The organism is Paenibacillus sp. XY044 (genome assembly GCF_002257645.1).
Taxonomy (GTDB): Bacteria; Bacillota; Bacilli; order Paenibacillales; family Paenibacillaceae; genus Paenibacillus_AQ.
Window position 1 is genome coordinate 167,520 of sequence record NZ_NQMO01000010.1, and the last position, 25,028, is coordinate 192,547.

Here is a 25,028-nt window from a genome sequence, read left to right on the forward strand (position 1 = left end):
GATGTTGAAGAAAAATAAGATGTTTCAGGTACTGATGGCCTCTGCGGTTGTAACTTCCGTATTGGCTGGAGGAACGGCAGAAGCGGCTTCCGCTGCAAAACCATCATCTGCAGGCCAGGCTGCAAAGACAGCATCGTCAAAACTGAAAGCGGCCAAAGTGGAGCTTAGCGTGAACGGCGCGAATCTCACCGTTAATGCGGTCCAGGTCAACCAAGCATACCTGGTGGCCGTCTCGGACATCGTTAAGGCTTTCGGGGCAAGCGCAAGCGCCGCCAAAGGGATCGTTACTTTAAAGGATGCAACCGGTTCCCGCGTCGTCCAGCTGCAGGCAGGAGTAAAGTCCTACAAGGTGAATGGAGAGGCAGCAGCCTTTACAAACGCCCCCGTGCTTCAGGATGGCAAAACCTACATTGAGCTTCAAACGTTCGTGGAAGCACTGGGTGGGGAATGGATCCTAGGCAGTGGGCAGACGCAGCAGGTACTGACGGTTCAAAGACCGGAAGGAAGCTATTCTTCCGTACGCTGGAACGCCCAAGGACAAGTGATTGCCAGCCGTGACGACGCAGAATCCGCGCAAATCGTCAAGCTGAACCCGTCAAACTACGGCAGCTCGGTAATCTCGACGGATGAATACGCTGCAGAATTGGCGGTGTCCCCGAACGGACAGTGGGGGGCCTATACAGATAACGCCGGCCAGCTCTACCTGATGAACCTTATCAGCGGATTGTCGCAAAAACTAGGCTCTGATACCTCCATCAAGACAGATCTGACTTGGTCGGCGGATAACAGCCGGATTTATTTCATCCAGGGCGATAAACAGGAAAAAATATCTTACATCAACTTAGGCGACGGCAAAGTGACCGAAGTGCTGGCCGACAAAGTGGAGAACAAATCCGACGTGAGCCTGTCCGCGGACGGAAAAAGATTGGTCTATATCGTCAATGTGACCGGCGTGGCCAGCAGCGATAAGGACAGCACGGAAGAGTCGCTCAGCATCGACTATTCGGGAGCGGGCCAGCAGCTGTACTCTCTGGATCTGACGGAAAAAGAAGCTAAACCGATTCAGCTAACAACTGGTAAAGACAATAAATTGTATCCTGTCGTGCTGGATGGCGGCAAAGCGGCTTATTTGAGCGCCGACCCGGATAACACTAGTGCCAATGACGTCATCAAAGTGATCGGCCCAGACAGCAGCGTTCAGAACATGGCGAGCATTATCGATGTGACGGTCATCGCAGCCGCACCTTCCGGAACACTCTTCGCAGCAGGCATCGCCGCCGACGGCAGCACGAAAGTGCTGAAGATCGATAGCGGCAGCCAGGCGCAGGTATACAGCACGCCAGGAACGGTCAGCGAGCTGGCCGTGTCTGCGGACGGCAGCCGGATCGCGCTGGTCGAAGACGGCAAGATTGTGGTCATCGAGGGCGGAAAGAACATCCAGCTTACCAAATAATATCGGTTCCTGACCGAAGAGGAGAATGAACGATGAAAATGTTCAAAAAATTAACGCTGGCTGCCGTAACTTCCCTGGTCGCGGTGACCACTTTGGTCGGCTCCGCAAGCGCCGCATCCGGCATCTCCGGCAAAATTACGATTAACGGCTCCACGGCGCTTCTTCCGCTTACGCTTCAGGCAGCTAAGGAATTCCAAAAAATCAATCCGAAGGTCAGAATTTCCGCTTCCGGCAAAGGCTCGGTAACAGGGCCGCAGGCCGTGAAGAAGGGCATTGCCGACATCGGGGCATGCGACTGGGACGCCAGCATGGACGTACCGGGCTTCAAGGCTTTTGAAGGCCAGGTAGCCAACAAGGTAGCCGTCATTCCTTTTGCGACGGTTACCAACAAAAACGTGAAGGTAAACAACCTGACCACCGAACAGCTGAAGGGGATTTTCTCCGGCAAAATTACCAACTGGAAAGAAGTCGGCGGCGACAATGCGGACATCGTGGTCATCACGCGCGCCTTCGGCTCCGGCACCCGCGTCAATTACCAAGCCAAAGCGCTGGCCGGCGGCGACATCGTCAAAAAATCGAAAAACTACAAGGAAGTCGGCTCCAGCGGTGACATGAAGACCGCCGTGGCCACGACGCCAAATGCCATCGGATACATTGACCTGGTTTACGTAAACAGCGACATTAAGGCACTGAGCTATAACGGCGTGCAGCCGACAACGGACAATGTCATTAACGGCAGCTACAAAATTTGGGCATACGGATATTACATGACCAAAGGCCAGCCGACCGGCGCCACCAAAGCGTTTATCGAGTATGTTCAAAGCGCGAAATTCCAGCAAGGTTCCCTGAAAAAATTGAAATTCATTCCGATTTCCGCCATGCGTTAAGGCAAGTGGATTGTAAGCAATCCAAGCCAAGCCATATTCATGATCGCGGCCAGCCCTGCATATCCGATGGGGCTGGCCGCTTTATAGGAGGAGAGCCCGTTTGAGCATGCCCGTGCAGCAGTACGTGCCCGAGGACCGTCAGCTGCTGACCCCGCCCGCGAAGCGGCGCAGGTTCAGCCGCAGCGCCAGGGTCCGCTTCACCAACCGGCTGTTTACGTATTATTTTTGGTTCAGCATATTGGCGCTGTGCCTGGTGTTGGGCCTGGTGATCTTTTTTATCGGCAAAACCGCGCTTTTGACCTTCCGCGAAATATCCTTTGCGGATTTCTTCCTTTCCTTTAACTGGACCCCGGAGGAGGAGCATTACGGCGCAGCCGCGTTTATGATCAACACCCTGTCTCTAACGGCGCTTACGCTTGCGCTGGCCGTGCCGGTGTCCGTCGGGCTGGCGGTGCTGATCGCCGAAATCGCGCCCGGCTGGCTGAAAAACGCCATGCGTCCGATTCTGGACCTGCTGGTCGGGGTTCCTTCCATCGTATACGGTTACCTCGGCCTGACGGTACTGATTCCGTTTTTGCGCCGGCTGAGCGGAGAGAACCTGGGCGACGGGCTGCTGGCGGCCGCGCTCGTGCTCGCCCTGATGGTACTGCCGACGATATGCCGGATCAGCGACGACGCGATTTCCGCCGTGCCGAAAAAATACCGCGAGGCTGCGTATGCCATGGGCTCCACGCGTCTGCAGGTCATGATGCGGGTCGTCATTCCAGCCGCCAGCAGAGGCATCATTGCGGCAGTCATCATGGGGATGACCCGGGCGATCGGGGAGACCATGGCGGTGGTCATGGTCATCGGCAACACGGCGCAGCTCGCCAAGTCCTTGTTTACGCCGGCTTCGGTTCTAACCAGCAATATCGTGATGCAGATTTCCAACGTGGAGTTTGACTCGACCTGGAATTATGCGCTGCACATGATGGCCTTCCTGCTGCTCGTCATCTCTTTTGTCCTGATTCTGTTTATCCGCTATTTGGGTCGCAAAGGGAGGGAGCAGGCATGAGCGAATGGACGCGCACCCGTAAAATGCAAAGATCGCTTGTATACGACCGGCTGGCAACGTATGGGTTCTACGGGCTCGGCATCTTGGTTCTGCTGCTGATCTTCTGGCTGCTGTTGACCATCCTGGGCAAAGGGCTGCCCGGGCTGAGCCTCGAGTTTTTGATGAAGCTGCCCGAGGACATGGATCCCGGCGGCGGCATCGGACCGGCGCTGTTTAACTCATTTTATATTTTGATTCTGTCGCTGGTCATTTCCGTCCCGATCGGGGTTGGAGCGGGTATTTATATGGCGGAGTACGCCCCGGCGAACAAATTTACGGAGGTGCTGCGGATCTGCGTCGAGAGCCTCTCGTCCGTTCCGTCGATCGTATTCGGGATGCTGGGCCTGGCCATTTTTGCCGAGTACTTTCAAATCGGCCTGACCATTCTCGGCGGGGCGGTTTCCCTGGCATTCCTCAACCTGCCGATGCTGGCCCGGGTGACGGAGGAAGCGGTGCGGGCGGTGCAGAATGACGTGAAGAACGCGTCCTATGCCCTCGGGATGACCAAATTCCAATGCATCCGGACCGTCGTTATACCGATGGCCATGCAGGGGATTGTGACGGGCGTCTGCCTCGTGGCGGGCCGGGCATTCGGGGAATCGGCCGTCATCCTGCTGACCGCAGGGCTCAGCACTTCCGGGGAGATGTGGGACTTCAACCTGTTTTCACCGGGCGAGACGCTGGCCGTGCACCTCTGGTACGTGCAATCGGAAGCGATCGTGGAGGATGCCCGCCAGATCGCCGACAAGTCGGCCGCGGTGCTGGTCATCGTGGTCCTTCTGATGAACCTGCTGTTCCGCATTCCGCTGTGGATGAGCAACCGGCGTCTGAAGAAATAGAGCCTTCTAGAGGTTGTCAAAAAGTCCACTCTTGTTAAGAAAACCAATCGAGGCCAATCAAGGAATAATTGTGTCAAAAATGTGACTTTCTTTAATTCAATCTATCTAACACGAAGTAAATCGGAAAGCTGACTTTCGCATCGAATCTTGAATTCAGCCGGGCCTAAGCGGATGCTTACGTAGCATAAACCTCGGTGCTGAAAACCGACCTTTTTGCACATGTACTTGGAAGTATTCATACCGAAATAAGCTTTGATATAGAAAATAGGGCTGTCTTCCGGCAGATGATTCTGCCGGCGAGACAGCCCTTTAAGGTTGACTGAATTTATCAGCTTATTCAGCGACGCTGAACGCTTGGATTGCCGCAAGCCTATGAACCTCGATTGGAGGAAGGTTAGTACATGATTCCCTTAGCGGCCCGTGATGATATCCAGCTGTGCAGAGGTATCATACACCATTTGATAAGGGTCGGAGCTGTACGGATTGAGCTCGGCCGTAATGGTATCCGTGTAGCTGATCTCATGCAAAGCCCGCCTTACTTCGCCCCAATTGACGCTGCCTGACAGCAGCGGGACGAAGCCGTTCGGTCCGGCTGCCGGATTGAAGTCCTTCACGTGGATTTTTCGAATCCGCGCGCCCAACGTCTGGATCCAATGCTCGGGATATCCGAAGAGCAGGACATTTCCAACGTCAAAGTAGGCACCTGCCCAAGGCGACCCAAGCTCGTCGATATACCGGGCCATTTCCATCGGGGAGAGCAAAAATTTGTTCCAAACGTTCTCAATGCCGATATGAACGCCGTGCTGTTCGGCCAGCGGAATGAGCTCCTGTAGTTCTTCCTGACTGCGCGTATAGCATTCTTCATAGGTGACGGATGGCGTCACCGCCCCGGGAACGACCAGCACAGTATCCATCCCAAGCAGGGATGCGAGCTCCAGCTGCCGGGTGACGATCTCCCGCCCGCCGGCGCGAACATCCGGATCTGCCGCGGACAGGGGAGATTTCCACAGCATGCCGGTCGACAGGCTGCGCAGCTGAATGTTGTGACGGTCAGCCAGAGCCAGCACGGCCTCAGCCTCCTGGACGGTGGTGTCCATGGTCAGCCCGGTTCCGCCGGACGGATACAGATTCAGCTCGACGGCATCGTAACCCGCCTGCTCCGCATGAAGAAAAATCATCTCGAGCGGGGTTCCCTCCGGAAAGCCCCATTGGTTTATCGACTTCAGCATCGCTTCATACACCCCTTTGTCAGGTTTAGGTTCAAAGCTCTGCAGGCGAAACGGCAGCCAGGCGCTCGGCCGAGCGGTACGCGGCCAGGGCCACTTCGAGCGCCTTAAGCCCATCGACGCCCGTCACGTTTGCCTCTGTTTTGCCTTCGGCAATCGAGGCTACAAAATCCCTAACCAGGCCGAAGTCCATATCGTCGCCCCAGAAATGGTGCCGGTAGCCCCGCTCCTCGCTGTATACGTTCAGCTTCTGCCCGAAGGCGTCGATCGTCAGAGTGCCGGCCGTTCCGACGATTTCCAGCGTCACGTCGCCCCAGGTCGGGAAGGAAGGATTCCTGGACCAGCTGCAGTCCAGCGTGGCAAAGACGCCGTTATCAAATTCGATCGACAGGATCCCGCAGTCATCGATGGGGGAAGCGGACATCAGCTCACCGATTTCCGCATACACCTCTTTCACCTCCGCGCCGGTGAACCAGCGCATGATATCGGCGACATGAACGGTGTGGTCAATGACCGCTCCGCCGCCGGACAGGGCGGTGTCGACGAACCATCCGCCCGGATTTTGCCCGCGGTTGGTCCCCTTCATGGCGAGAATCCGGCCGAGCTTGCCTTCGTCGATCATTTGCTTCGCACGGATGACGGACCGGTTGTACCGCACCGGAAATGCCGTCTGCAGCATGACGCCGGCGGCTTTGCAGGCCTCGATCATGTCCCGGGCATCCGCGGCATTGGTCGATATGGGCTTTTCGCACAGCACATGCACTCCCGCCTTGGCGGCCGCTAGGACATGCTCCTTATGGTTCGCGTTTTCCGACGTGACGATGATTCCGCTGAGACCCTGGGACAGAAGTTCGGCATAATCCGCGTAATATATAGTGCCAAAGATGCCTGCGAACTTTTGGCCCCGCTGTTCATCGGGATCGTAAATGCCGGCAATCTCTACTCCCCCCAATTGAATCAGCGCTTTCACATAACTGTATGCGTGCATATGGGCAAAACTGACGATGCCGATTTTCATGGACCGATCACTCCTTTGCTGTCCGGGCTGCTCAGGTCGCCTGCGCCGGCTCCCAGATGAACCGGACGCCCGGTTTCCATCGATTGTAGTGCCGAAAGCGCAATTCGGAGCGCCTCATAGGCGTCTTCCGCAGTCACGATCGGCTCTTCATCCTGCTCAATGCAATTCAGGAAATGGCGAAGCTCCTGGTAGTACGGGTTTTCCTCGACTGGGCTTTCCGGAACGGGGACGCCGCCCCCTCCGCCTGCATGGCCGCCGCGCTGAAAAGACAGCAGCGGTTGATCCCGGGCGCTGTCGTAGCCGATGATCCCTTGCGTGCCAGCCATCTCCAGGTTCATGGAGAAGCCATCATGCGACCAGGTTCCCTCGACATGGGCGATGACGCCGCTTTGAAAGCGAAGGGTCACGAGCGAATAGTCCAGCTGGGCATGAATCCTCCCATGGAGCCCCTTGGCGTATACGCGTTCCACTTCGCCGAAGCACCAGCGAAGAAAATCGAAATCGTGGATCATGGCGTCAAGCGTAATGCCGCCGCTGGCCCTGAAATCGCTGTACCAATGCTGCCAGCCGATCGGATATCCCCCGCCGCGGCCTGCACGGATGACGGCCGGACTGCCGATGACGCCTTCATCCAGCAGCTGCTTGGCATGCGTGTATTCGTGGAAGAAGCGGAGAACGTGCCCGACGAACAGCCGAACGCCCTGCGACTGGCAGCGGTCGATCATTTCCCTGGCATCGGCCAGGCTGCGCGCCAGCGGCTTCTCGCAGATGACGTGTTTGCCGTCATCGGCCGCCTGAAGGACATGCTTCTTGTGAAGCGGCGTCGGCAGGCAAACATCGACGACATCGACGCGGTCAAGCGATGCCATCGCCTCTGCGTAAGAGGTGAACGAAGAGGTGCCGCATGCCGCGGCAAGCCGTTCTCCTTTGCCGGCGTCGGTATCGACGATACCGGCCAAATGCGCATTCGGCATATCGGCATAGGCCGAGGCGTGGGTGCTCCCCATCGCCCCGGCGCCTATAACGAGTACGTGAATCATACGGTTTTCACTCCTTTATGATGGACCGGTTACACTTGTAAAAGGTCTATTCGTGTCCTTATCCTTTGATGCCATTCATGGCGATTCCTTCTATAAAATAGCGCTGCAGGAAAATGAACAGAATGATGATCGGCAGCGTAGCCATCACGGCTCCGGCCATCAGCAGCGGATAATCGGTCGAATGCTGCCCCTGAAAGGAAGAAATGCCGATCGAGAGCACGCGCATATCCTCCGAGCTGGTCATAATGAGCGGCCACAGCAGGTCGTTCCATGCCGCCAGGATCGTAAAGATGGCCAAAGAGACTAGGGCGGATTTGGACAGCGGCAGATAGATGTTCCAATAAATCCGGAAATAGCTGCAGCCGTCGATTTTGGCCGCTTCCTCCAGATCCTTCGGCAGTGTCATGAAAAATTGCCTCAGCAAAAAAGTGCCGAATGCGCTGAAGATTCCGGGGATAATCAGCACATAGAAAGTATCCAGCCAGTTCAGCTGCCGCATGATGACGAAGCTCGGGATCATGACGACTTGTGACGGAACCATCAGCACGGCCAGCAGGGCGAGGAAAATGATGTTTTTCCCCGGAAATTTCAGACAGGCGAAGGAGTATGCGGCCAGCGAACACAGCAGCAGCTGTCCGGCCGTGCGGCCCACGGTCACCAGAATCGTGTTGAGATAGTAGGTGCCGAAATCGATGGTGGTCAGCACCTTGGCGTAATTTTCAAAATGCCATTCCGACGGCAGCAGCGTAGGGGGCACTTTCATGGAATCCGCAAAGGACTTAAACGATGTGGACAGCATCCAGATAAAAGGGATCACCATCAAGACGGCTCCCGCGATCAGCAGAATATGAACGGCCAGCCGTCTTCCGCGGTCGGAAGTTCGGGTTATCATGACAGCCTCTCCTCCTTATGAAGGTTATTGATAATGAACCCAGCGTTTTTGGAAATACATCTGAAACGCGGTGATGATCATGATGACGATAAACAGGATGAACGCCTCCGCCGAAGCGTAGCCCATGTTGAAGTACTTGAATCCGTCCTCCCAAATGCTGTATACGACGGTGCGCGTGGAATCGAGCAGGGAGGTCTGCTGCCCCATCATGATGAAGACGAGGTCAAATACCTGGAAAGAGTTGATGAAAGACATGACCAGCACGAAGAACAAGCTCGGCGTCAGCAGCGGCAGCGTAATCCGGAAAAAGCGGTAGACCGTACCGGCGCCGTCCAGCGACGCGGCTTCGTAATAGCTCGACGGAATCCCCTGGAGTCCTGACAGCAATATGACGGCATTGTATCCGACGCTGGTCCACACGCTGACGATCACGATCGATATGAGCGCGAATTTCTCGTCGAACAGCCAGTTCGGCTGGGGCAGGTGCATCGCCCCGAGCACGTAATTAATTAAGCCGAACTCGGAGTTGTAGAGCCATTTCCACACCATGCCGACCGCAATCGGCATGGTGATGACCGGGATGAAATAGAACGTGCGGTACACGACCATCCCTTTGATTTGCTGATTGAGCAGCACAGCGAGCAGCGTGGCAAAGACGATGGACAGCGGGACGGTCGCAACGGTATAGAGCAGCGTATTCAGCAGGGAACGCGTAAATTTCTCGTCTTGCATCAGCTGGGTGAAATTGTCGATCCCGTTGAACGCCGGAGCGGACATGCCGTCCCAGTTTGTAAAGGACAGAATCAGGGAAGCGGCGGAAGGCAGCATGTAAAAGAGGCCCAGCCCCAGCGCGACGGGGAGAATAAACACGTAACCCCAGACCGCTTCCCGGATGGCCAGCTTGGAAATTTTCCGTTTCCGGGCTGCAGGCAGGTTCGGATCTTTCGACTTGACGGCCAGCGGCGTATTCATCGGCAGAACCATCCTTTCTCTCGAAGTTAAGTGGATACAAGCATACGACTCTTCCTTAATCCTTCTTCTCTTCCGCGAGAATCTCGTTCATTTTATCGGCTATTGTCTTCAGCGCTTCCTCAAACGTCTTTTTCCCGAGGTAAGCGTCCTGAAGCTCCTTGGTCTCCACGTCCTGCCACTCGGCCGTCCGCTCGGATACCGGGTACGGCACGGCAAAGTCCAGACTGTCCACGAATACTTTCAGATCAAGCGAAGGGATCGACTTCAGCCAGCCTTCCTCCGTTCCTTTATAGGCAGGAATGCTGAAGCCCGATTCGGCCAGGTACTGCTCGCCTTCTTTGCCGGAAAGCACCTGGATCAGATCCCATGCTTCCTGCTGATGCTTCGTTTTCTCGTTCATCGTCCAGCTCAAGCCGTGAACGATCGTCGCTTTCTGCTTGCCTGCAGGCAGCGGGGCAACCCCCAGCTTGTCTCCCAGCAATTTGTAAAGCTCGGGCGCACTGACGGAAATAGCGGGGAACATGGCAGCTTTGCCGGAGCCGAACAGCTGAAGCGGTTTGGTCTCAAGCTGCTGCTGGGCGTTCGGGGAGTACCCCTGGTCCATCAGCTTTTTCTCCCACTGAAAAGCGGACAGCGCTTCTGGCGAATCGAAGCCGGATTTCGTTTTGTCTTCGGAGATGATGTAACCGCCGGCCTGGTGAATCAGATCGTAATATCCAGACTGGCTGTCGATCAAAGCAGTATAGCCGTACACGCCGTTCTGCTTATCCGTCAGCTTGGCGGCATTCTGCTCAATCGTATCCCAGGTCCAGCTGCCGTCCGGATAAGAGACGCCGGCTTTGTCGAAAAGTTCTTTATTATAATAGAGTCCAACCGCATCGAGGAAATAAGGAAGTCCAAAGAGATGATCATTGTAGGTGTACAGGTTCACGAGGGCGTCTGTGTAAACGGAGGTATCAAGCTTGCTTTCATCAATGAGGGGCTGCAGATCCTTGATCCAGCCTTTGGAGGCGTAAGCGTAGAAGTTGGGGCCGTTCATCCAGAATACGTCGGGCCCGCTGTTGCCGGCGAGGCTTGTTTTCAATTTGGTCCAATAGTCGGCCCAAGGGGTGTAAGTCACTTTTACTTCCACATCGGGATGGCTCTTCTTGAAAAGCTCAATCGATTTGTTGACGGTGTCCTTCACGTTTTCATCCCATAAAGCCACGTTGATTACTTTTTTGCCGCCGGCTTCTCCGGAAGAGCCGCCGCAGCCCGTCAAAACAGCAGTGAACAGAAACAGGAACACGAGGATGATCGACATTTTTCTAGTCATTCCAATAACCTCCTCTAAATATGGTTCTTGCACTCATTCTTGATCTGCCGAAGTTCTAATGATGTACGAATCTTCCCCCCTTATTTTGCAAAAATCTATTGCCATACTTATTCCAATATTCGAAATAAGTAGATGCCAACTTACCCTTCAGTGGAGGCTTTCAGGAAAAGTATGGCATCTATTTGCGTAAGATTATATATTCGGTGATTGTTATTTTCAATAGTTTGAAAAATAATTGCATAAAAACTTTTAATCGGCAGGAAAATGGGGCTTGCAAGTGGAAAGAAACGGTTTCCGCATATTTTGGTAAGTGGAATATGTTACATTGGGTGGAGCATTGGGAACTGTATTTTACAGTAAATATGGAATAACATGGAATATATTGATTCATTTTGACGAAGAAAGGGGAAGATGGTTGAAACCGATGAGAAAAGGCGATTGGAAACTGATTCAGGAGCTGAACCGGTCGATCATTTTAAATAAAATCCGCCTGGACGGTCCGATATCGCGGATTGAGCTGGCCAAAGGAAACCGGATCAGTCCTTCCACCGTGGCTGCGGCGGTTCAGGAGCTGATCCGGGAAGGCTACGTGACCGAAATCGGCAGAGGAGAATCCAGCGGCGGACGCAAGCCCATACTGCTGCAATTTGCGCCGGATAACCATTTTTTGTTTGCCGCATCGATTTCGAACACGGTGATCGAGGTTGCCCAAATGAACCTGGAGGCGAGCATCCTGCGCAAAGAATCCGCCTCTGTCGGAACGCGGCAAGGAGAAGCCGTCATCGAGCTGATGTTGGGCATGATCGACCGCTTTACCGACGAAACCGGTAGCCTGGACCGATGCATCGGCATTGCCGTCACGACGCCGGGCGTCGTCAATGTGGAGCAGGGAGTCGTCTATTATAATTCCAAGCTCCGCTTGAATGACGTTCCGGTCAAGCAAATGGTGGAGAGCCGCTATGGGATTAAAACCTGGGTCGAGAACGATACGAACTCGCTCGTACTCGCGGAACGGAGATTCGGGAGCTACAGCTCTTTTGCCAATCTGATCTATCTTATGGTCGGCAATGGAGTTGGGGCGGGGATCCTCGTCAACGATATGATCCTGCGGGGGAACCTGGGAGGGGCGGGCGAATTCGGCCATACGAGCGTCAACCGGAGCGGAATTCGCTGCGAATGCGGAAACGTCGGATGCTTGGAGAACTCGGTCAGCTGGCCTGCGGTGCACTCCAGAATGATGGCGGCGATGGCCTCAGGCCGGCCGACGATGATCCACGATCTGACAGACGGTGACTTCAGCCGAATCGAGCCTGCGGTATATAAAGATGCGCTGTCCAAGCAGGATCGGCTGGCCATGGACATCACGGAGGAGATCGCCGAGCATCTGGGTGCAGGCATCGTCAACCTGGTGAACCTCTTTAATCCGGGAGCGATCGTGATAGGCGGGAATGTGGCTCAGGACAATCCCATTTTGCTCGAAAAGGTTGAGGAGCACATTTCAAGGTATGCCATGCGTATTCTGAAGGACGATCTGGTCGTGGGGCAGTCTTCGCTCGGGGATGACGGCAAATTGATTGGTGCTGCCGCCATCGTGCTGCAGGATCTGTTTCAGTTTTCATTAACATAGCCGTAATTCTACGGTGAGGAGAATGTAAGGAAACGGAAAGAAACTGGAAAAGGCTTCATACATAAATATGGTTGATGGATTCCGGTTCTAGCAGTACAATAAGGCAGCGGTTCTTGAAGGAATCCCTTTAACATCTTTTGCAACCGGCAGAGAAAGGTTTGATATGGTGACGAAGGTAAATGCAATCATGCAGAGGCTGCGTCCTCTCGCCCCATTAATGCTTATGCTAGTTTTTCCCGTTCTGGGGTCGATTTACCAGCAGGTGAACCACCCGAATGCCCGCGTGTATTCGCTTGTCACGCAAGCGGACCTGGCTGTTCCATTTATAAAATATTTCGCGCTTCCTTACGGCGTATGGATCGTCTATATCTATGCCTGCCTGGTCTACCTGTTCTTTAAAGACAGAGAATTTTATTATCGCGGCATCATACTTTACACGCTAAGTGCAATGACGTGCTACGGCATTTATCTTGTGTTTCAGACGACGGTTCCAAGGCCGGTCGTGACCGGTAGCGATCCTTTCAGCGAGCTTGTTCGTTTTATTTATAAACGGGATCAGCCCTACAATTGTTTTCCGAGCATTCACTGCTTCTCAAGTTACATGGTCATGCGTCTCTTCCTGACAAGCAAAGCCCGGAACCGCCTGAACATGATTCTCGTCAGTACGATGTCGATTCTCATCATCGCCTCGACGCAGTTCGTGAAACAGCATGTCCTCTGGGACGTCGTTTCAGCCATCGCGATCGTTGAAATATACCACTTCGTAATCTTCGTCCTGCCCGGGGTCCTCCGGAGCCGGGAGAAAGTACGGCAGCAGAAGGAACTTCAAGCTTAAGGCAGCATATGCTCTAACGAAGCGCAGCTGCACCAGAACGGCAGTCTTCCGAGTGGAGGCTGCCGTTGCTGCGTTTCAGGAGCGTTTCTTTGCGTATAGACGAAAAAACTGTGCAGGAAACCAAAGCTTATGTTACAATGAACCAAACATCCTATGTTTGGAGGTATGCCAATATGAACTTGCAGCGTCCAACGCGTTCAACGCTTGTCGAGCAGGTTGCGTCCCAGCTGGAGAAGCTGATTGAAGAAGGACAGTGGCCCGTAGGGGAACGCATTCCTCCGGAACCGGAGCTGGTGGAGAAGCTGGGGGTCAGCCGGAACACGATCCGTGAGGCGATCCGCGCCTTGATCCATGCAGGGCTGCTCCGGACACGGCAGGGGGACGGGACGTACGTCGTCGCGTCGAGCAGCCTCGGCCCCGTCCTTCAACGGCGGATGGAGCGCTCTAAGCTAAGCGAGACGCTGGAGGTTCGCGCTGCGCTGGAGCAGGAAGCCGCCCGGCTCGCTGCGCAGCGGAGAACGGCGGACGATATCAAGCAGATCCAGATCACGCTTGGGGCATGCGGAGCCGCAGAACAGTCCGGAGATATGGAAGCTTACATCACTGCCGATTTGGCCTTTCACAAGCAGGTTATCGTCGCTGCGCATAACCGGTTGCTCAGCGAATTGTACGACAGCATCAGCGAATCCGTGACGAATTCCCTCTCGCTGGCCAGCTTTCGCTGGGATTTGGTCCGTGTGCACAGCCAGCTCAATGAGCGTCTGCTTGAAGCCATAACCTGTCAGGATTCGGCGGAGGCGGGCGAAACCGTCCGATCGTATATCCAGGCATCCCAGGATGCCTTGCTTGATTTGACTGAAGGAGGAAATACAGAACATCATGAATAAATCATACGAAATGTCTACGCAGCCGGCTGAGAATCCCCAAGTTTCCACGGGGATGAAGGTGCTGCTGCTTGTTATTGGAATTATCTTGATCGCGACGACGCTGCGGGCGCCGATCACCTCGGTAGGCCCGCTCGTTGAAACGATCCGGCTCGATACGGGAATGTCGCATACCCTAGCGGGGCTGCTGACGACGTTCCCGCTGCTGGCCTTTGCAGTCGTCTCTCCGATTGCCCCGAAACTGGCCCGGAGATGGGGGATGGAGAAGACGCTGTTTAGCGGAGTGGCCGCCGTAACGCTGGGTATTGCCCTGCGGTTCGTTCCTTCGGTTGCCGCATTATTCGCCGGCACCATTCTGCTCGGCCTCGGAATTGCGGTCAGCAACGTGCTGCTGCCGAGCCTGATTAAGCGGGATTTTCCGCTGCGGGTGGGTGTCATGACGGGAATCTACTCCGTCTCGATGAACATCTTTGCAGCCATCGCCTCCGGCGTCAGCCTCCCGGTGTCGAATCATCTCGCTTCCGGCTGGCGTGGATCCCTTCTCATCTGGGGGATTCTGTCGTTTATCGCGCTTATCGTCTGGCTGCCGCAGCTCCGGTACCGGCATCGGACCGGCGAGGTGCGGATATCGTCGAAAAGCAGCATTTGGCGCTCTAAATTAGCGTGGCAGGTCACCATTGTCATGGGTCTGCAATCATTCGTCTTCTATTCGGTTGTATCTTGGCTGCCTGAAATTTTAACCGATCGGGGCATGAGCGGTTCGACGGCAGGCTGGATGCTGTCGCTGATGCAATTTTTCAGCGTGCCGGTCACGTTCTTCGTGCCGATTCTGGCCGGACGCTTCCAGAACCAGCGCGGGCTGGTCGTCGGAACGTTCCTCTCCTTTGTTCTGGGCTTTGTGCTTCTGCTTAGCGGATGGAACGCGGTCGTTCCGGTCGCAGTCGTTTTGGTCGGGATCGCAACTGGCGCAGCCTTTGGCCTCGTTACGATGTTCTTCATGCTCCGGACCCGCCGGACCGAACAGGCCGCGGAATTGTCCGGGATGGCCCAGTCAATTGGGTATCTGCTGGCTGCGGTAGGTCCTATGTTGATTGGGCTTGTCCATGACCTGACCGGCAGCTGGACGGCGGCGACCGTCGTCCTGCTGGTCGTCTCCATCGTCTATATGCTTGCCGGCTGGGGTGCCGGGAACAACACTTATATTGAAGAATAAAATAAACAACCTCCGCCGGAAGTGCGGAGGTTGTTTGCATATGGGTTGGGAAGGGCCGTTACAAATAAATTCCGCTGCTGAAGTGGCGGATGTGCACGTTATGTTTTCTGCGGGAGCTGCGGCGCATCATAAGGATGCGGGACTTGCCGCTGCCGGCTGTAGATTTGTGCCGGGGGTGCCTTGAGGCTTTTCTCCGCTTCCTCATGGCGACCCGTTCGCTCCGTTCTCTTTCGCTCCGGTGACGGGAGGATGATTTTCTAGGCGAATGCTTGCGGATTTTGCGCTTCATGAGCAGATGCCGGGCCTTTCTGTCCGTGCTTTTTCTGGTAGGCGCCGGAAGTCCGGGATGCTTTCTCCAAGGCGTTAGGCTCAGGTTATCCTGATAGAGGATATATCCTGGCGAGAGGGGATCCCAACATTTCATATCACCGGCAAAGTGAACGATTTTATGCTGGAAGTCCATCTCGACCCCTGGGACATAAAACCAGTTGAACCGTTGATCCAGCAGGAGGAAGTTTCCTCCGAAGACGTGGTTCAAGCAGTCCTGGTCCGGCATCGAGGTGCCGGGAAAGGCCCGGAAAAAGTTCAGCATCTCTTCAAACCAAGTCACGTGCTGCCGAATGGCATTGAGGTTAAATAAAATGACTCCGGAGTTAAAATAGGTTTCAGGGTTTAAACCCTGGACGGCCACGACTTCTGCAATGCCGTGGATGCCTTGGTCGTGGATGGCCCCAAGGTAACCGCCGTTCAGTTCGACCTCCCACAGCTCGGTGATGTCCATATTGGCCATCACGTCGCAGTCGAGATAGATCACCCGTTCAGCAGGAACCACGGCGGGCAGCAGCAGCCGGTAAAGACTGCCCCACGTCCAGCGGTCGATGGAGCCGGTTCCGGACAGAACGTCCATCATTTCCACCGGCAGGGTCACGGGATAGAAGTGGACCGGATGCTTGAAATCCGCTGCCAGCTGGGCGAGCTTGTTCTTATTTTCTTCCAGCAGCGTCTCGTCATGGAGAATGTGAACCCGAAGCTCGGAGGAAGTATTGCGGAACACCGAAGCCAACGCGGCGGCAGCGTGCTCGGAATAGCTTCCGTCCTTATCCGTAAAAGCTAAAGCCAATTCAATCATTTGCGGTGACACCTCTCTTTAAAATTGGTTTGCCGTTTGATGACTGCATTACGATTAAGGCGGGCTAGTGGAACTTAGGCTCACGGCGTTGAGTCGTCGGAACCCGAATTCGGTGATTGCCGGTCTTCTTTTAACAACTCGCTCATTTCGTCCTGCAGGTTTTGCTTCAGATGCGCTCTTTGCTTCGTCAGTGCCAAGATGGCTTTCACGTAACCGAGCGGATCGCCGACGTCATGCCAGCGGCCGTTAATCTCACAAGTATAAATCGCTTCTTTGGCAAGCAAATGGTTCAATGCATCCGTGAGTTGGATTTCGCCGCCGACTCCCGGGGATTGGTTTTCCAGAATATCGAAAATGGATGCAGTCAAAATGTACCGGCCCACCATGGCCAACCTCGACGGCGAGGCATCGACCGCGGGTTTTTCCACCAAACGGTTCACATAAGCAAACGAATCGATCAGCGGTTTGGCTTCGACGATGCCGTAGCTTGACACTTTGTCAGCCGCCACGCTCTGCACACCTACGATGGACGTCTTCAGCCGGTCATACCCATCCATAAGCTGTTTTAACGACGGCGGGTCAGCGTCAAAGAACGTGTCTCCAAGCAGGACGGCAAAGGGTTCGTTTCCGATAAAATTGCGCCCAATGCCAATGGCATGCCCCAAGCCCTTTCGCTCCGATTGGCGGATGTAGTGGATGTCGACAATGCCGGTGAATTCCCGGATTTTGCGGAGCTCCTCGAACTTTCCTTTTTGCTCCAAATAATATTCGAGTTCCAGTGCCGAGTCGAAGTGATCTTCGATCACTTTTTTGCCTTTGCCGGTAACGATCAAAATTTCCTCAATCCCGGAAGCCGCAGCTTCTTCGATAATAAACTGGATGGTGGGCTTATCGATAATCGGCAGCATCTCTTTGGGTATTGCTTTGGTGGCGGGAAGAAACCGCGTTCCGTAACCGGCTGCCGGAATGATCGCTTTACGAATCTTCAAGCGGTCCTCCTCCTTTGATGATAGCAATTTCGCATACTGCCATCTTATGCGAGAAGGGGCTGTGGATCGTGGACATTTATCCTGTGCGGCAAAATTTATGAACGACCGTTTTTTGCAGATGGTAGAGGGGCTTCAAAAAAATAATTTATCCGGTCCGGCCACGGTTTTTTCGCTTCTTTTGCGAGTTGGGAAAAGCCCACTCTTTTTTTTCTGTGGTATATTTTAATGGATAGGTCGGAAGCGGGTAATGATGAAATATCATTCAATTGAAACCAAAGGAGGGAATGGAACTCTTGAAAAGCTTCGAACTGCTCACCAATTATTTGAAGAAAAACGCGCTTCTCTACCTGACCGCCGTCATCCTAATCATTCTGTCCAACGTGGATCAGGCGCTGCTGCCGCAGATTCTCGGTAAAGTGACGGATGGACTGAAGGAACGTTCGATCGGTCGTGATGACATTATCCGTTACAGCTTGATCCTACTGGGGATCGCCGTGTCCTACGGCGTGCTGTTCGGCTTGGGGCAATTTACGATCATGCGTCTCGGCCGGCGGTTCGAGTTTTTGACGCGGGGCCGCATCTTCGCCCAGTTTTCGCGCCTCAGCGAGGATTTTTATTCCAAGCAGGGGACCGGCAAGCTGCTCAGCTATGTCATGAACGACGTGACTTCGGTTCGGGAAGCGATTTCAAACGGAGTCACGCAGACGACCAACGCCGTGTTCATGGTCATCTCCTGTGTTGTCATGATGCTGATTACAGGTATACCGGTAACTCTGATTCTGGTCAGCGTCTGCCCGCTCGTCGTTATTCCGTTTCTGGTCATTTATTTCGGTCCCCGCATCCGCAACCGGTCGATGGATGTGCAGGAAGGGCTGGCCACGATGACCGAATCCGCCGATGAGCAACTCGGGGGCATTCGTGTCACGAAGACGTTTGCGATCGAGGAGACGGCACAGCACCGGTTTGACGAGACGGTCGATGGGGTGCGCGGCGCGCAGCTGCATTTGGTAAGGATGTCATCCTTGTTCCAGGCGCTGTTGCCTTTTCTCGGGGCGTTATCCCTGGTCGTCTCGCTCCTTGTCGGCGGATATATGACGATTCAGCAGCGGATGTCCCTCGGGAGCTTCGTCGCGCTGACCTTCTATCTCCGGATGCTGACAGGCCCGCTGCAGCAGATCGGCAACGTCATCAACATGATGCAGCGCTCGGGAGCCTCCCTGGAGCGCGTCAACCGGCTGCTGGCCCGGGTGCCGAGCGTGAGGGACAGGGATGGTGCGGCGAACCTTGCCCGCATCGGGGATATCGCCGTGGATCACTTGACCTTCTCTTATCCGGGGACGTCGGAACAAGCGCTGAAGGACGTCAGCTTCACCATTCCGGAGGGCCGCACCGTCGGGCTGATCGGCCGGACCGGAAGCGGTAAATCGACGCTGGCGAAGCTGCTTCTGCGCATTTATGAACCTCCGGCCGGCAGCATCAAGGTGAACGGGCAGGATATTACCCAAGTGACCCTGGAGTCGCTGCGCCCCAAGATCGGCTACGTGCCGCAGGACGGCTTTTTGTTCAGCACCGATATCGCCGACAACATCGCTTTCAGCGACCGCTCCGCCAGCATCGAACAAATTCGCGAGGCAGCGGCGCAAGCTTTGCTGCTGGAAAGCGTCAATTCCTTTGAAGCGGGATTCGAGACCCGGCTCGGCGAACGGGGCCTTACGCTGTCCGGCGGTCAAAGGCAGCGTGCAAGTCTGGCGAGGGGGCTGATGAAAAAGCCCGAACTTTTGATTCTCGACGACAGCATGAGCGCCGTCGACGCGATGACGGAATCGGGCATTCTCGGCAATTTGATCCGGGAGCGCCGCGGCAAATCGACGCTCATTATCGCGCACCGGATCAGCAGCGTCCAGCATGCCGATGAAATTATTGTGCTGGATCATGGCCGCATTGTCCAGCGGGGCAACCATGAGGAATTGATGGCCAGTCCGGACGGGCCATATGCATCTTTATACCGGATTCAACAGGAGGGACTGCAGCATGCCTAATTCTTCAGCCGCTGCCCTCAAGGCAACGCAAGCGAAGGATACAGCGGAAAAGAAAAAATCATTTGAAGCCTTCAGGGCGATACTAGCTTACGGTAAACCGCATAAGTGGGCCTTTGCGGGTGTTTTCTTCTGCGCGATCCTCGGCATTTCCGCCGATCTGCTGCAGCCGTATTTGGTCAAGATCGTCATCGACGATCATTTGGCTGTCGGCGGCAGGGACTTGGGGTATATCGCCATGGTCGCCGGCATTTATCTCGGAATTTCGATCATCAGCTTTTTGTTCACGTATTTGCAGAACAACCTGCTGCAGTACGCGGGTCAGAGCATCGTTGCGCGGATCCGTAAGGATCTGTTCCAGCATATTTCCAAGCTGTCAATGTCCTATTTCGACCGTGTGCACCGCGGCAGTCTGGTGACCAATGTTTCCAGCGATACGGAGACGATCAGCCAATTTTTCACGCAGGTGCTGCTCAGCTTGATCCGCGACGGCATGACACTCGTGCTGATCATCGTCTTTATGTTTCAGCTCGATACGACGCTGGCCTGGTATTCGATGATCGTTCTGCCCGTGATCGGCCTTGTGGCGTTCCTGTTCCGGCGCTATTTGCGTCAGGCCTACCAGGTAACCCGGAGCCGTTTGTCCCGGTTAATCGGATTTATTGCGGAGAATTTGTCCGGCATGGGGCTGATTCAAGCTTTCCGTCAGGAAGAGGAGCAGACCCGGCGTTTTAATGAAAATAACGAGAGCTACTGGGAAGCGAACATGAGGGAAGTCCGCGCCAACGTGCTGTTTAACCGGACCTTCGACATTCTGGGGAACGTAGCCCTCGTTACGGTTGTATGGCTGGGCGGGCTGGCGGTATTCCATGAGCATATGGCCGTCGGCGTTCTTTACGCCTTTACGAGCTACATCCGGCAGTTCTTCCAGCCGATCAACCAGATTACGATGCAGTGGAACACATTCCAGTCGACTACCGTATCGATGGACCGAATTTGGAAAATATTCAGCACCGAGCCTGAAGTGAAGGACCCGGAGCCTGACAAAACGTCCCGGCTGCGGTTGTCCGAAGCCCGCGGTCGGGTCGATTTCAATCACATTTCCTTCGGCTACTCGGAATCCAAGCCGGTCATCCCTCATCTCGACCTTCATTTGAAACCGGGGGAGATGGTCGGGATCGTCGGCACGACGGGAGCGGGAAAGAGTACGATGATCAGTCTCTTGAACCGGTTCTATGACGTCAATTCCGGCAGCATCAAAATCGACGGGGCGGATATCCGTAATATTCCGCAGCAGCAGCTTCACCGTCTCGTCGGACTGATCCAGCAGGAGCCCTATCTTTTCTCGGGAACCGTGCTCGATAATGTCCGGCTGTTCCAGGAAGACATCTCCCGTGAAAAGGTGATGGATGCCTGCCGGTTCGTGGGCGCGCACGACATGATCATGCGAATGTCGGGCGGGTACGACACGCTGCTCTCGGAGCGGGGCAGCGGCCTGTCGGCCGGGGAGCGGCAGCTGATCTCGTTCGCGCGGATCATGGTCTTTGAGCCAAGGATCCTCATTCTCGATGAGGCGACGGCCAACCTGGATTCGCATACGGAGCAGCTGGTGCAGAACGCGCTGGCGAACGTGTCCACCGGCCGGACGACGCTGGTGATCGCCCACCGGCTGTCCACGGTCATGCACGCCGACCGCATTCTGGTTATGAAGGACGGACGGGCAATCGAGGAAGGAACCCATGATGAGCTGCTCGCTATGCACGGATATTATGAGCAGCTGTACAATCATGCGCGGCAGGCGGCCGATGAAGAGTAGCTCCGGATGCAGGGGCTGACCGGCGGCCGGCAGGGTCGTGTATCAAAGCGGGGAGAGAGCGGAGCTCTTTCCCCGCTTTTTTATATAAAAAGGTAAGCGTTGGAGAGTTACCGGACCGTATAAAAGCAGGAGTAACTGAAGCGAAAAACTGACGCAAAAACGAATTCACTGCGACTTTTTAACCATTTACTTAAGACCTAGTGATCTTCTAAGATAGTGAATAAACCTAACATAGAAATCGTGTATTGAGGAGGTTATTTTCGGGCAAGCGTTTTCAATGTTATATAATATTACATATTTATTTCATATACCGACATGGGGGGATCATATGCAGCGTTGGTTCGGAACGTCCCTGAAGCATAAATTGTCTCTGCTCACCATTCTCGCAGCGCTGGTTCCGCTGCTGTTTCTCGGCATTTTCTCCTACAAAATGGCTGAGAGCCTGACAGAAGAAAAGGCCAAAACCTCCGGAATGAACAACTTGAGGCAGCTGGATGTCTATCTGGAGACGATGGTCAAAGATGTGGAGAACATTTCGCTTTTTCTGATCGGCAACGAGGGCGTGCAGTCCTATTTAAAAACCTCCGAGAGCAATTATGTGCAGCAGACCGCGATCATCAACTTTCTGACAAGCCTCGCCTTTTCCAAAGACTATATCGCGAACATCATCGTCGAGCCGCTCGGGACCAAAGACTCGATCTCCTATAAGTCGCTGATACGTTCGGAATTCCGGGATGTCACGGATGGGGATCCCGATTATTATGCCGAGCATCCTAAATGGTGGTCTTCAGTCCACAAACAGTGGACCTTTGAAGGGGTTAGGAAGATGATCACGCTGGCAAGGCCGATTCGCAGCACGGATAAATACAAGCCGATCGGCAAGCTGCAGATCAATCTGGACCAGGGGGTCGTTGCCAGCCAAGTCCGGCAGGTGGCATTGGAGAAAACAGGCTTCGTGCTGCTGCTGGACGAGAACAACCGGATTCTCGCGGGTCCCCCGGATATGGAAACGAACCTTGCTCTGGATACATATTATCCATCCATCGGCCCTTTTGAAGGACAGAGCGGGGACTTGGTCTACGGGCAGGGAAACGGCAAGAAGACGATTCTGTATAAAAAGATGTCCAGTGTGGGCTGGAAGCTCGTGGGCATCATACCGGCCGAGGAATACAGCTCGCAAAACCAGTATTTTCTCAGGCTGACGGCTGTAGCGGTCACCGCCGCCATCCTGTTTGTCATCATCCTGATCCTTTTCCTGATTCAGAAAATCACCAACCCGCTCTCCGCGCTCACCAAATTCCTCAGAAATGCCAGCCCGGAAGAGCCTCTGCCCGCACTGCCGGTTAAAACGATAGACGAGGTAGGCCAGCTGATCATCAGCTATAATCGTCTCACTTCGCGGATCGTCAAGCTCACCGATGAGGTCAAGCGCAATGAATCGTTGAAGAAGGAGGCCGATATGCATGCGCTGCAGGTGCAGATTAATCCGCATTTTCTGTATAACACGCTGTCCTCGGTGCAATGGCTTGCGCTGATGAATCAGGATGCGAAGATCGCCGAGATGGTCGGTTCGCTGAGCGACTTCCTGCGGTTCAGTCTGAATGCCGGCCAGGAATACTGCACGGTGCAGCAGGAGATCACCCATGTCAGCCATTATATGAATATCCAGTCGATCCGGTATCCCGATAAATTCGATTTTCGGGTCGATGTGGCTGAGAGCCTGCACCATGTAACCATGCTCAAGCTGCTGCTGCAGCCGCTGGTGGAGAATGCAATCCTTCACGGCCTGCTCGGCAGGAACGGGCGGGGCACGATCCGGATTGCGGTGGAGCGCAGCGGGGAGCGCCTCCAATTCGTTGTGGAGGACGACGGCATCGGGATGCCGGAAGAGAGGCTGCAGTGGCTCCGGAATCGGCTGGCGGAGCATCCGGCGGCGTACGGACAGGAGCCTGGCGTCCGCGGGAGCTACGGGCTGCGCAACGTCAACAAGAGGCTTGCGCTGCATTACGGCAGGGGTGCCGGACTTCATGTGGACAGTGCGGAAGGGGCAGGTACGCGGATTACGTTTACGATCCCGGTCGTGCAGGAGCTTGCGGAATGGGCTAAAGAAGGATCAAGCAAAGGGGAGAATGAAGATGAAGGTTATGATCGTTGACGATGAAGTGATTATCCGAAACGGGCTTAGCACGGTGATTAATTGGGAGGAGAACGGTTTTACGGTGCTTGAGCCGGCCGCCTCCGCCGAAGAAGCACTGCAGCGGATTCCGGACGAACAGCCCGAAATTATATTTACCGATATCCGGATGACGGGGCTCAGCGGAATCGATATGGCCCGGGAGGTGAAAAAGCGGTTCCCTGACACCGAAATCATCATCATTTCCGGATTCGACGAATTTGCCTATGCCCAGCAGGCGATGCGCGAAGGAGTCAGCGATTATTTGCTGAAGACGAGCAGGCCGGGGGAAATCATCCAGTCCGCGGCCAAGGCCAGGGAACGGCTGGAGCTTCGCCGGCGGAACGAGGAGGGCGGCAAGGCCCAGCAGACGATCGTGAACCGCGGATTTCTGAGGAGGCTGCTGGCTTCAGGATCCGCACCTGATGCCGAGGCCGAAGCCGAGTTTTGGGATCGGTTCCCGGACCTTCGTCCGGACTCCGGCGGGTTCAACATGCTCCGGATTTGGCTGCTGTCGGTCCACTCCCCGGGCTCCGGGGAGAGGGGCAGTCACCCGGGCGGCGATGTGAACCGCATCGTCGGCAGCCGGGTGGCCGAACGATTAGCCTGTGCGTGGCTCGAGTGGAACGGAGACCTGCTCATTCTGGTAAAAAGCCCAGGCGGGGAAGATTGGGGCCGGATGAGGCCGGCTCTTGTTCATGCGGAGGCTGAGCTGGGGTGCCGGGTTACGGCGGCTGGCGGGCTGCCGTTCACCCGGCTTCAGGAACTGCCCAGGGCGTTGGCTACCGCATCGGAGGCTGGCTCCTATGCATGGCTGCTGCGTGCAGAGCGGCGCATCCGGTATGAAGAGGTGGCCGCCCGCCGGGGCATCCGGACCGTTTGCGCGGTGGAGGAAGAAACCGAGCTGTTTGCCCTTCTCCGCGCGGGCGATGATTCCCGCCTGCAGTTCTGGATTACGGATTTGCTTGAACGGATCGAGCTGGACCGCGAGGCCACGCCGGGCTCGGTGCAGGCTTACCTTCATTCCATCCTCGTCTCGGCCCGCCGCTGGTTGGAGCGGGCTGCCGCTTCCATCGGTTATTCCAGCACTCTTCCTTCAGGGGCTCCGTTCGATATGCACGAGCTGGCCAGAAGGCCCGGGCGGATCATGGTTCATGAACTGAAACGGATCAAACAGCAGTACGAGGGGATGGTATCGTCGGCAAGCCCGGTGGAGCGGGCCGTTGCTTATATTCACGACCATTTGGGCCAAAGCCTGTCCCTTCAGCAGGTGGCGAAGCACGTCCATATGAACACGAACTATTTCAGCGAGCTGTTCAAGCGGGAGACCGGGCGCAACTATATCGAATACGTCACGCAGGCGAAGCTTCGCAAGGCCATGATGCTGCTGCGGGAAACACCGGCCAAGGTCAGTGAGGTCGCAGGCGAAATCGGTTACGAAGACCTGAAGTATTTTAATCGCCTGTTCAAGAAATTCACCGGTCAGACCCCTTCGGAATATCGGGCAAGTCCTGAAGTTTGTCCCTCCCCCGACTGAATTCTATCCCCTGTGGGTGACGTTCATCCTCTTTTATACTTGGACTAATCATCG

At 55.1% G+C, this 25,028-nt stretch carries 20 protein-coding genes; 12 read left to right on the forward strand and 8 right to left on the reverse strand.

Annotated features, from left to right (window positions below; translation table 11 throughout):
* Window position 1: 1 nt before the first annotated feature.
* The 4 genes from CJP46_RS30315 to pstA all read left to right on the forward strand — a co-directional run bounded on the left by CJP46_RS30315 (window position 2) and on the right by pstA (window position 4,272).
* Window positions 2-1,453 carry an LpqB family beta-propeller domain-containing protein gene (locus tag CJP46_RS30315; RefSeq protein ID WP_094599361.1) on the forward strand — a complete coding sequence of 484 codons (1,452 nt, stop codon included), beginning with the start codon at window positions 2-4 and terminating at the stop codon, window positions 1,451-1,453.
* A gap of 32 nt (window positions 1,454-1,485) precedes the next feature.
* Window positions 1,486-2,340 carry a phosphate ABC transporter substrate-binding protein gene (locus CJP46_RS30320; RefSeq protein WP_094599362.1) on the forward strand — a complete coding sequence of 285 codons (855 nt, stop codon included), beginning with the start codon at window positions 1,486-1,488 and terminating at the stop codon, window positions 2,338-2,340.
* A gap of 106 nt (window positions 2,341-2,446) precedes the next feature.
* Complete coding sequence (gene pstC, locus CJP46_RS30325) at window positions 2,447-3,394, forward strand: phosphate ABC transporter permease subunit PstC (protein ID WP_094599439.1); 948 nt, start codon at window positions 2,447-2,449, stop codon at window positions 3,392-3,394.
* Window positions 3,391-4,272, forward strand: coding sequence for a phosphate ABC transporter permease PstA (gene pstA, locus CJP46_RS30330; protein ID WP_094599363.1), 882 nt, complete (start codon window positions 3,391-3,393; stop codon window positions 4,270-4,272). Before pstC ends, pstA begins: the two co-directional genes overlap by 4 nt.
* A 410-nt stretch (window positions 4,273-4,682) precedes the next feature.
* On the opposite strand, the gene CJP46_RS30335 is transcribed toward pstA, so the two are convergent.
* Genes CJP46_RS30335 through CJP46_RS30360 form a run of 6 tightly spaced genes read right to left on the reverse strand, consistent with a single transcriptional unit; the run spans window position 4,683 to window position 10,735 of the window.
* Window positions 4,683-5,501 carry a sugar phosphate isomerase/epimerase family protein gene (locus CJP46_RS30335; RefSeq protein ID WP_094599364.1) on the reverse strand — a complete coding sequence of 273 codons (819 nt, stop codon included), beginning with the start codon at window positions 5,499-5,501 and terminating at the stop codon, window positions 4,683-4,685.
* A 31-nt stretch (window positions 5,502-5,532) separates the two neighbouring features.
* The gene (locus CJP46_RS30340) at window positions 5,533-6,516 is read right to left on the reverse strand and encodes a Gfo/Idh/MocA family protein (protein WP_094599365.1); all 984 of its coding nucleotides are present in this window, start codon (window positions 6,514-6,516) and stop codon (window positions 5,533-5,535) included.
* Window positions 6,513-7,556: a Gfo/Idh/MocA family protein gene (locus tag CJP46_RS30345; RefSeq protein ID WP_094599366.1), complete on the reverse strand. Its 1,044-nt coding sequence runs from the start codon at window positions 7,554-7,556 to the stop codon at window positions 6,513-6,515. The genes CJP46_RS30340 and CJP46_RS30345 overlap by 4 nt, the downstream gene beginning before the upstream one ends.
* Before the next feature lie 58 nt (window positions 7,557-7,614).
* Complete coding sequence (locus CJP46_RS30350; RefSeq protein ID WP_094599367.1) at window positions 7,615-8,448, reverse strand: carbohydrate ABC transporter permease; 834 nt, start codon at window positions 8,446-8,448, stop codon at window positions 7,615-7,617.
* A 24-nt stretch (window positions 8,449-8,472) separates the two neighbouring features.
* Window positions 8,473-9,420, reverse strand: coding sequence for a carbohydrate ABC transporter permease (locus CJP46_RS30355; RefSeq protein WP_094599368.1), 948 nt, complete (start codon window positions 9,418-9,420; stop codon window positions 8,473-8,475).
* A 55-nt stretch (window positions 9,421-9,475) separates the two neighbouring features.
* Window positions 9,476-10,735 carry an ABC transporter substrate-binding protein gene (locus CJP46_RS30360; RefSeq protein ID WP_094599369.1) on the reverse strand — a complete coding sequence of 420 codons (1,260 nt, stop codon included), beginning with the start codon at window positions 10,733-10,735 and terminating at the stop codon, window positions 9,476-9,478.
* A gap of 424 nt (window positions 10,736-11,159) precedes the next feature.
* Here CJP46_RS30360 and CJP46_RS30365 point away from each other — a divergent pair, with 424 nt between their 5' ends.
* From CJP46_RS30365 to CJP46_RS30380, 4 genes are all read left to right on the forward strand, one after another.
* Entirely contained in the window at window positions 11,160-12,362 is a 1,203-nt protein-coding gene (locus CJP46_RS30365; RefSeq protein ID WP_094599440.1) for an ROK family transcriptional regulator, read from the forward strand.
* A 163-nt stretch (window positions 12,363-12,525) separates the two neighbouring features.
* Window positions 12,526-13,197 (forward strand): phosphatase PAP2 family protein, encoded by a 672-nt coding sequence (locus tag CJP46_RS30370; protein WP_094599370.1) that lies wholly within the window; start codon window positions 12,526-12,528, stop codon window positions 13,195-13,197.
* A 173-nt stretch (window positions 13,198-13,370) separates the two neighbouring features.
* Complete coding sequence (locus CJP46_RS30375; RefSeq protein ID WP_094599371.1) at window positions 13,371-14,084, forward strand: FadR/GntR family transcriptional regulator; 714 nt, start codon at window positions 13,371-13,373, stop codon at window positions 14,082-14,084.
* Window positions 14,077-15,294 (forward strand): CynX/NimT family MFS transporter, encoded by a 1,218-nt coding sequence (locus CJP46_RS30380; RefSeq protein WP_373558056.1) that lies wholly within the window; start codon window positions 14,077-14,079, stop codon window positions 15,292-15,294. The genes CJP46_RS30375 and CJP46_RS30380 overlap by 8 nt, the downstream gene beginning before the upstream one ends.
* A gap of 58 nt (window positions 15,295-15,352) precedes the next feature.
* On the opposite strand, the gene CJP46_RS30385 is transcribed toward CJP46_RS30380, so the two are convergent.
* Both CJP46_RS30385 and galU read right to left on the reverse strand, forming a co-directional pair.
* Complete coding sequence (locus tag CJP46_RS30385) at window positions 15,353-16,423, reverse strand: glycosyltransferase family 8 protein (protein ID WP_094599372.1); 1,071 nt, start codon at window positions 16,421-16,423, stop codon at window positions 15,353-15,355.
* 80 nt (window positions 16,424-16,503) lie between these two features.
* Window positions 16,504-17,412 (reverse strand): UTP--glucose-1-phosphate uridylyltransferase GalU, encoded by a 909-nt coding sequence (gene galU, locus CJP46_RS30390; protein WP_094599373.1) that lies wholly within the window; start codon window positions 17,410-17,412, stop codon window positions 16,504-16,506.
* A 284-nt stretch (window positions 17,413-17,696) separates the two neighbouring features.
* Between galU and CJP46_RS30395 the strand changes: the two genes are divergently transcribed.
* The 4 genes from CJP46_RS30395 (at window position 17,697) to CJP46_RS30410 (ending at window position 24,974) form a co-directional block, all read left to right on the forward strand.
* Entirely contained in the window at window positions 17,697-19,451 is a 1,755-nt protein-coding gene (locus CJP46_RS30395) for an ABC transporter ATP-binding protein (protein ID WP_256992603.1), read from the forward strand.
* On the forward strand, window positions 19,444-21,264 hold the full coding sequence (locus CJP46_RS30400) for an ABC transporter ATP-binding protein (protein ID WP_094599375.1): 1,821 nt from the start codon (window positions 19,444-19,446) through the stop codon (window positions 21,262-21,264). The genes CJP46_RS30395 and CJP46_RS30400 overlap by 8 nt, the downstream gene beginning before the upstream one ends.
* A gap of 328 nt (window positions 21,265-21,592) precedes the next feature.
* Entirely contained in the window at window positions 21,593-23,419 is a 1,827-nt protein-coding gene (locus CJP46_RS30405; RefSeq protein ID WP_094599442.1) for a sensor histidine kinase, read from the forward strand.
* A complete protein-coding gene (locus CJP46_RS30410) occupies window positions 23,400-24,974 on the forward strand; it encodes a response regulator transcription factor (RefSeq protein ID WP_094599376.1) in 1,575 nt (524 codons plus the stop codon). The genes CJP46_RS30405 and CJP46_RS30410 overlap by 20 nt, the downstream gene beginning before the upstream one ends.
* Window positions 24,975-25,028: the final 54 nt, after the last annotated feature.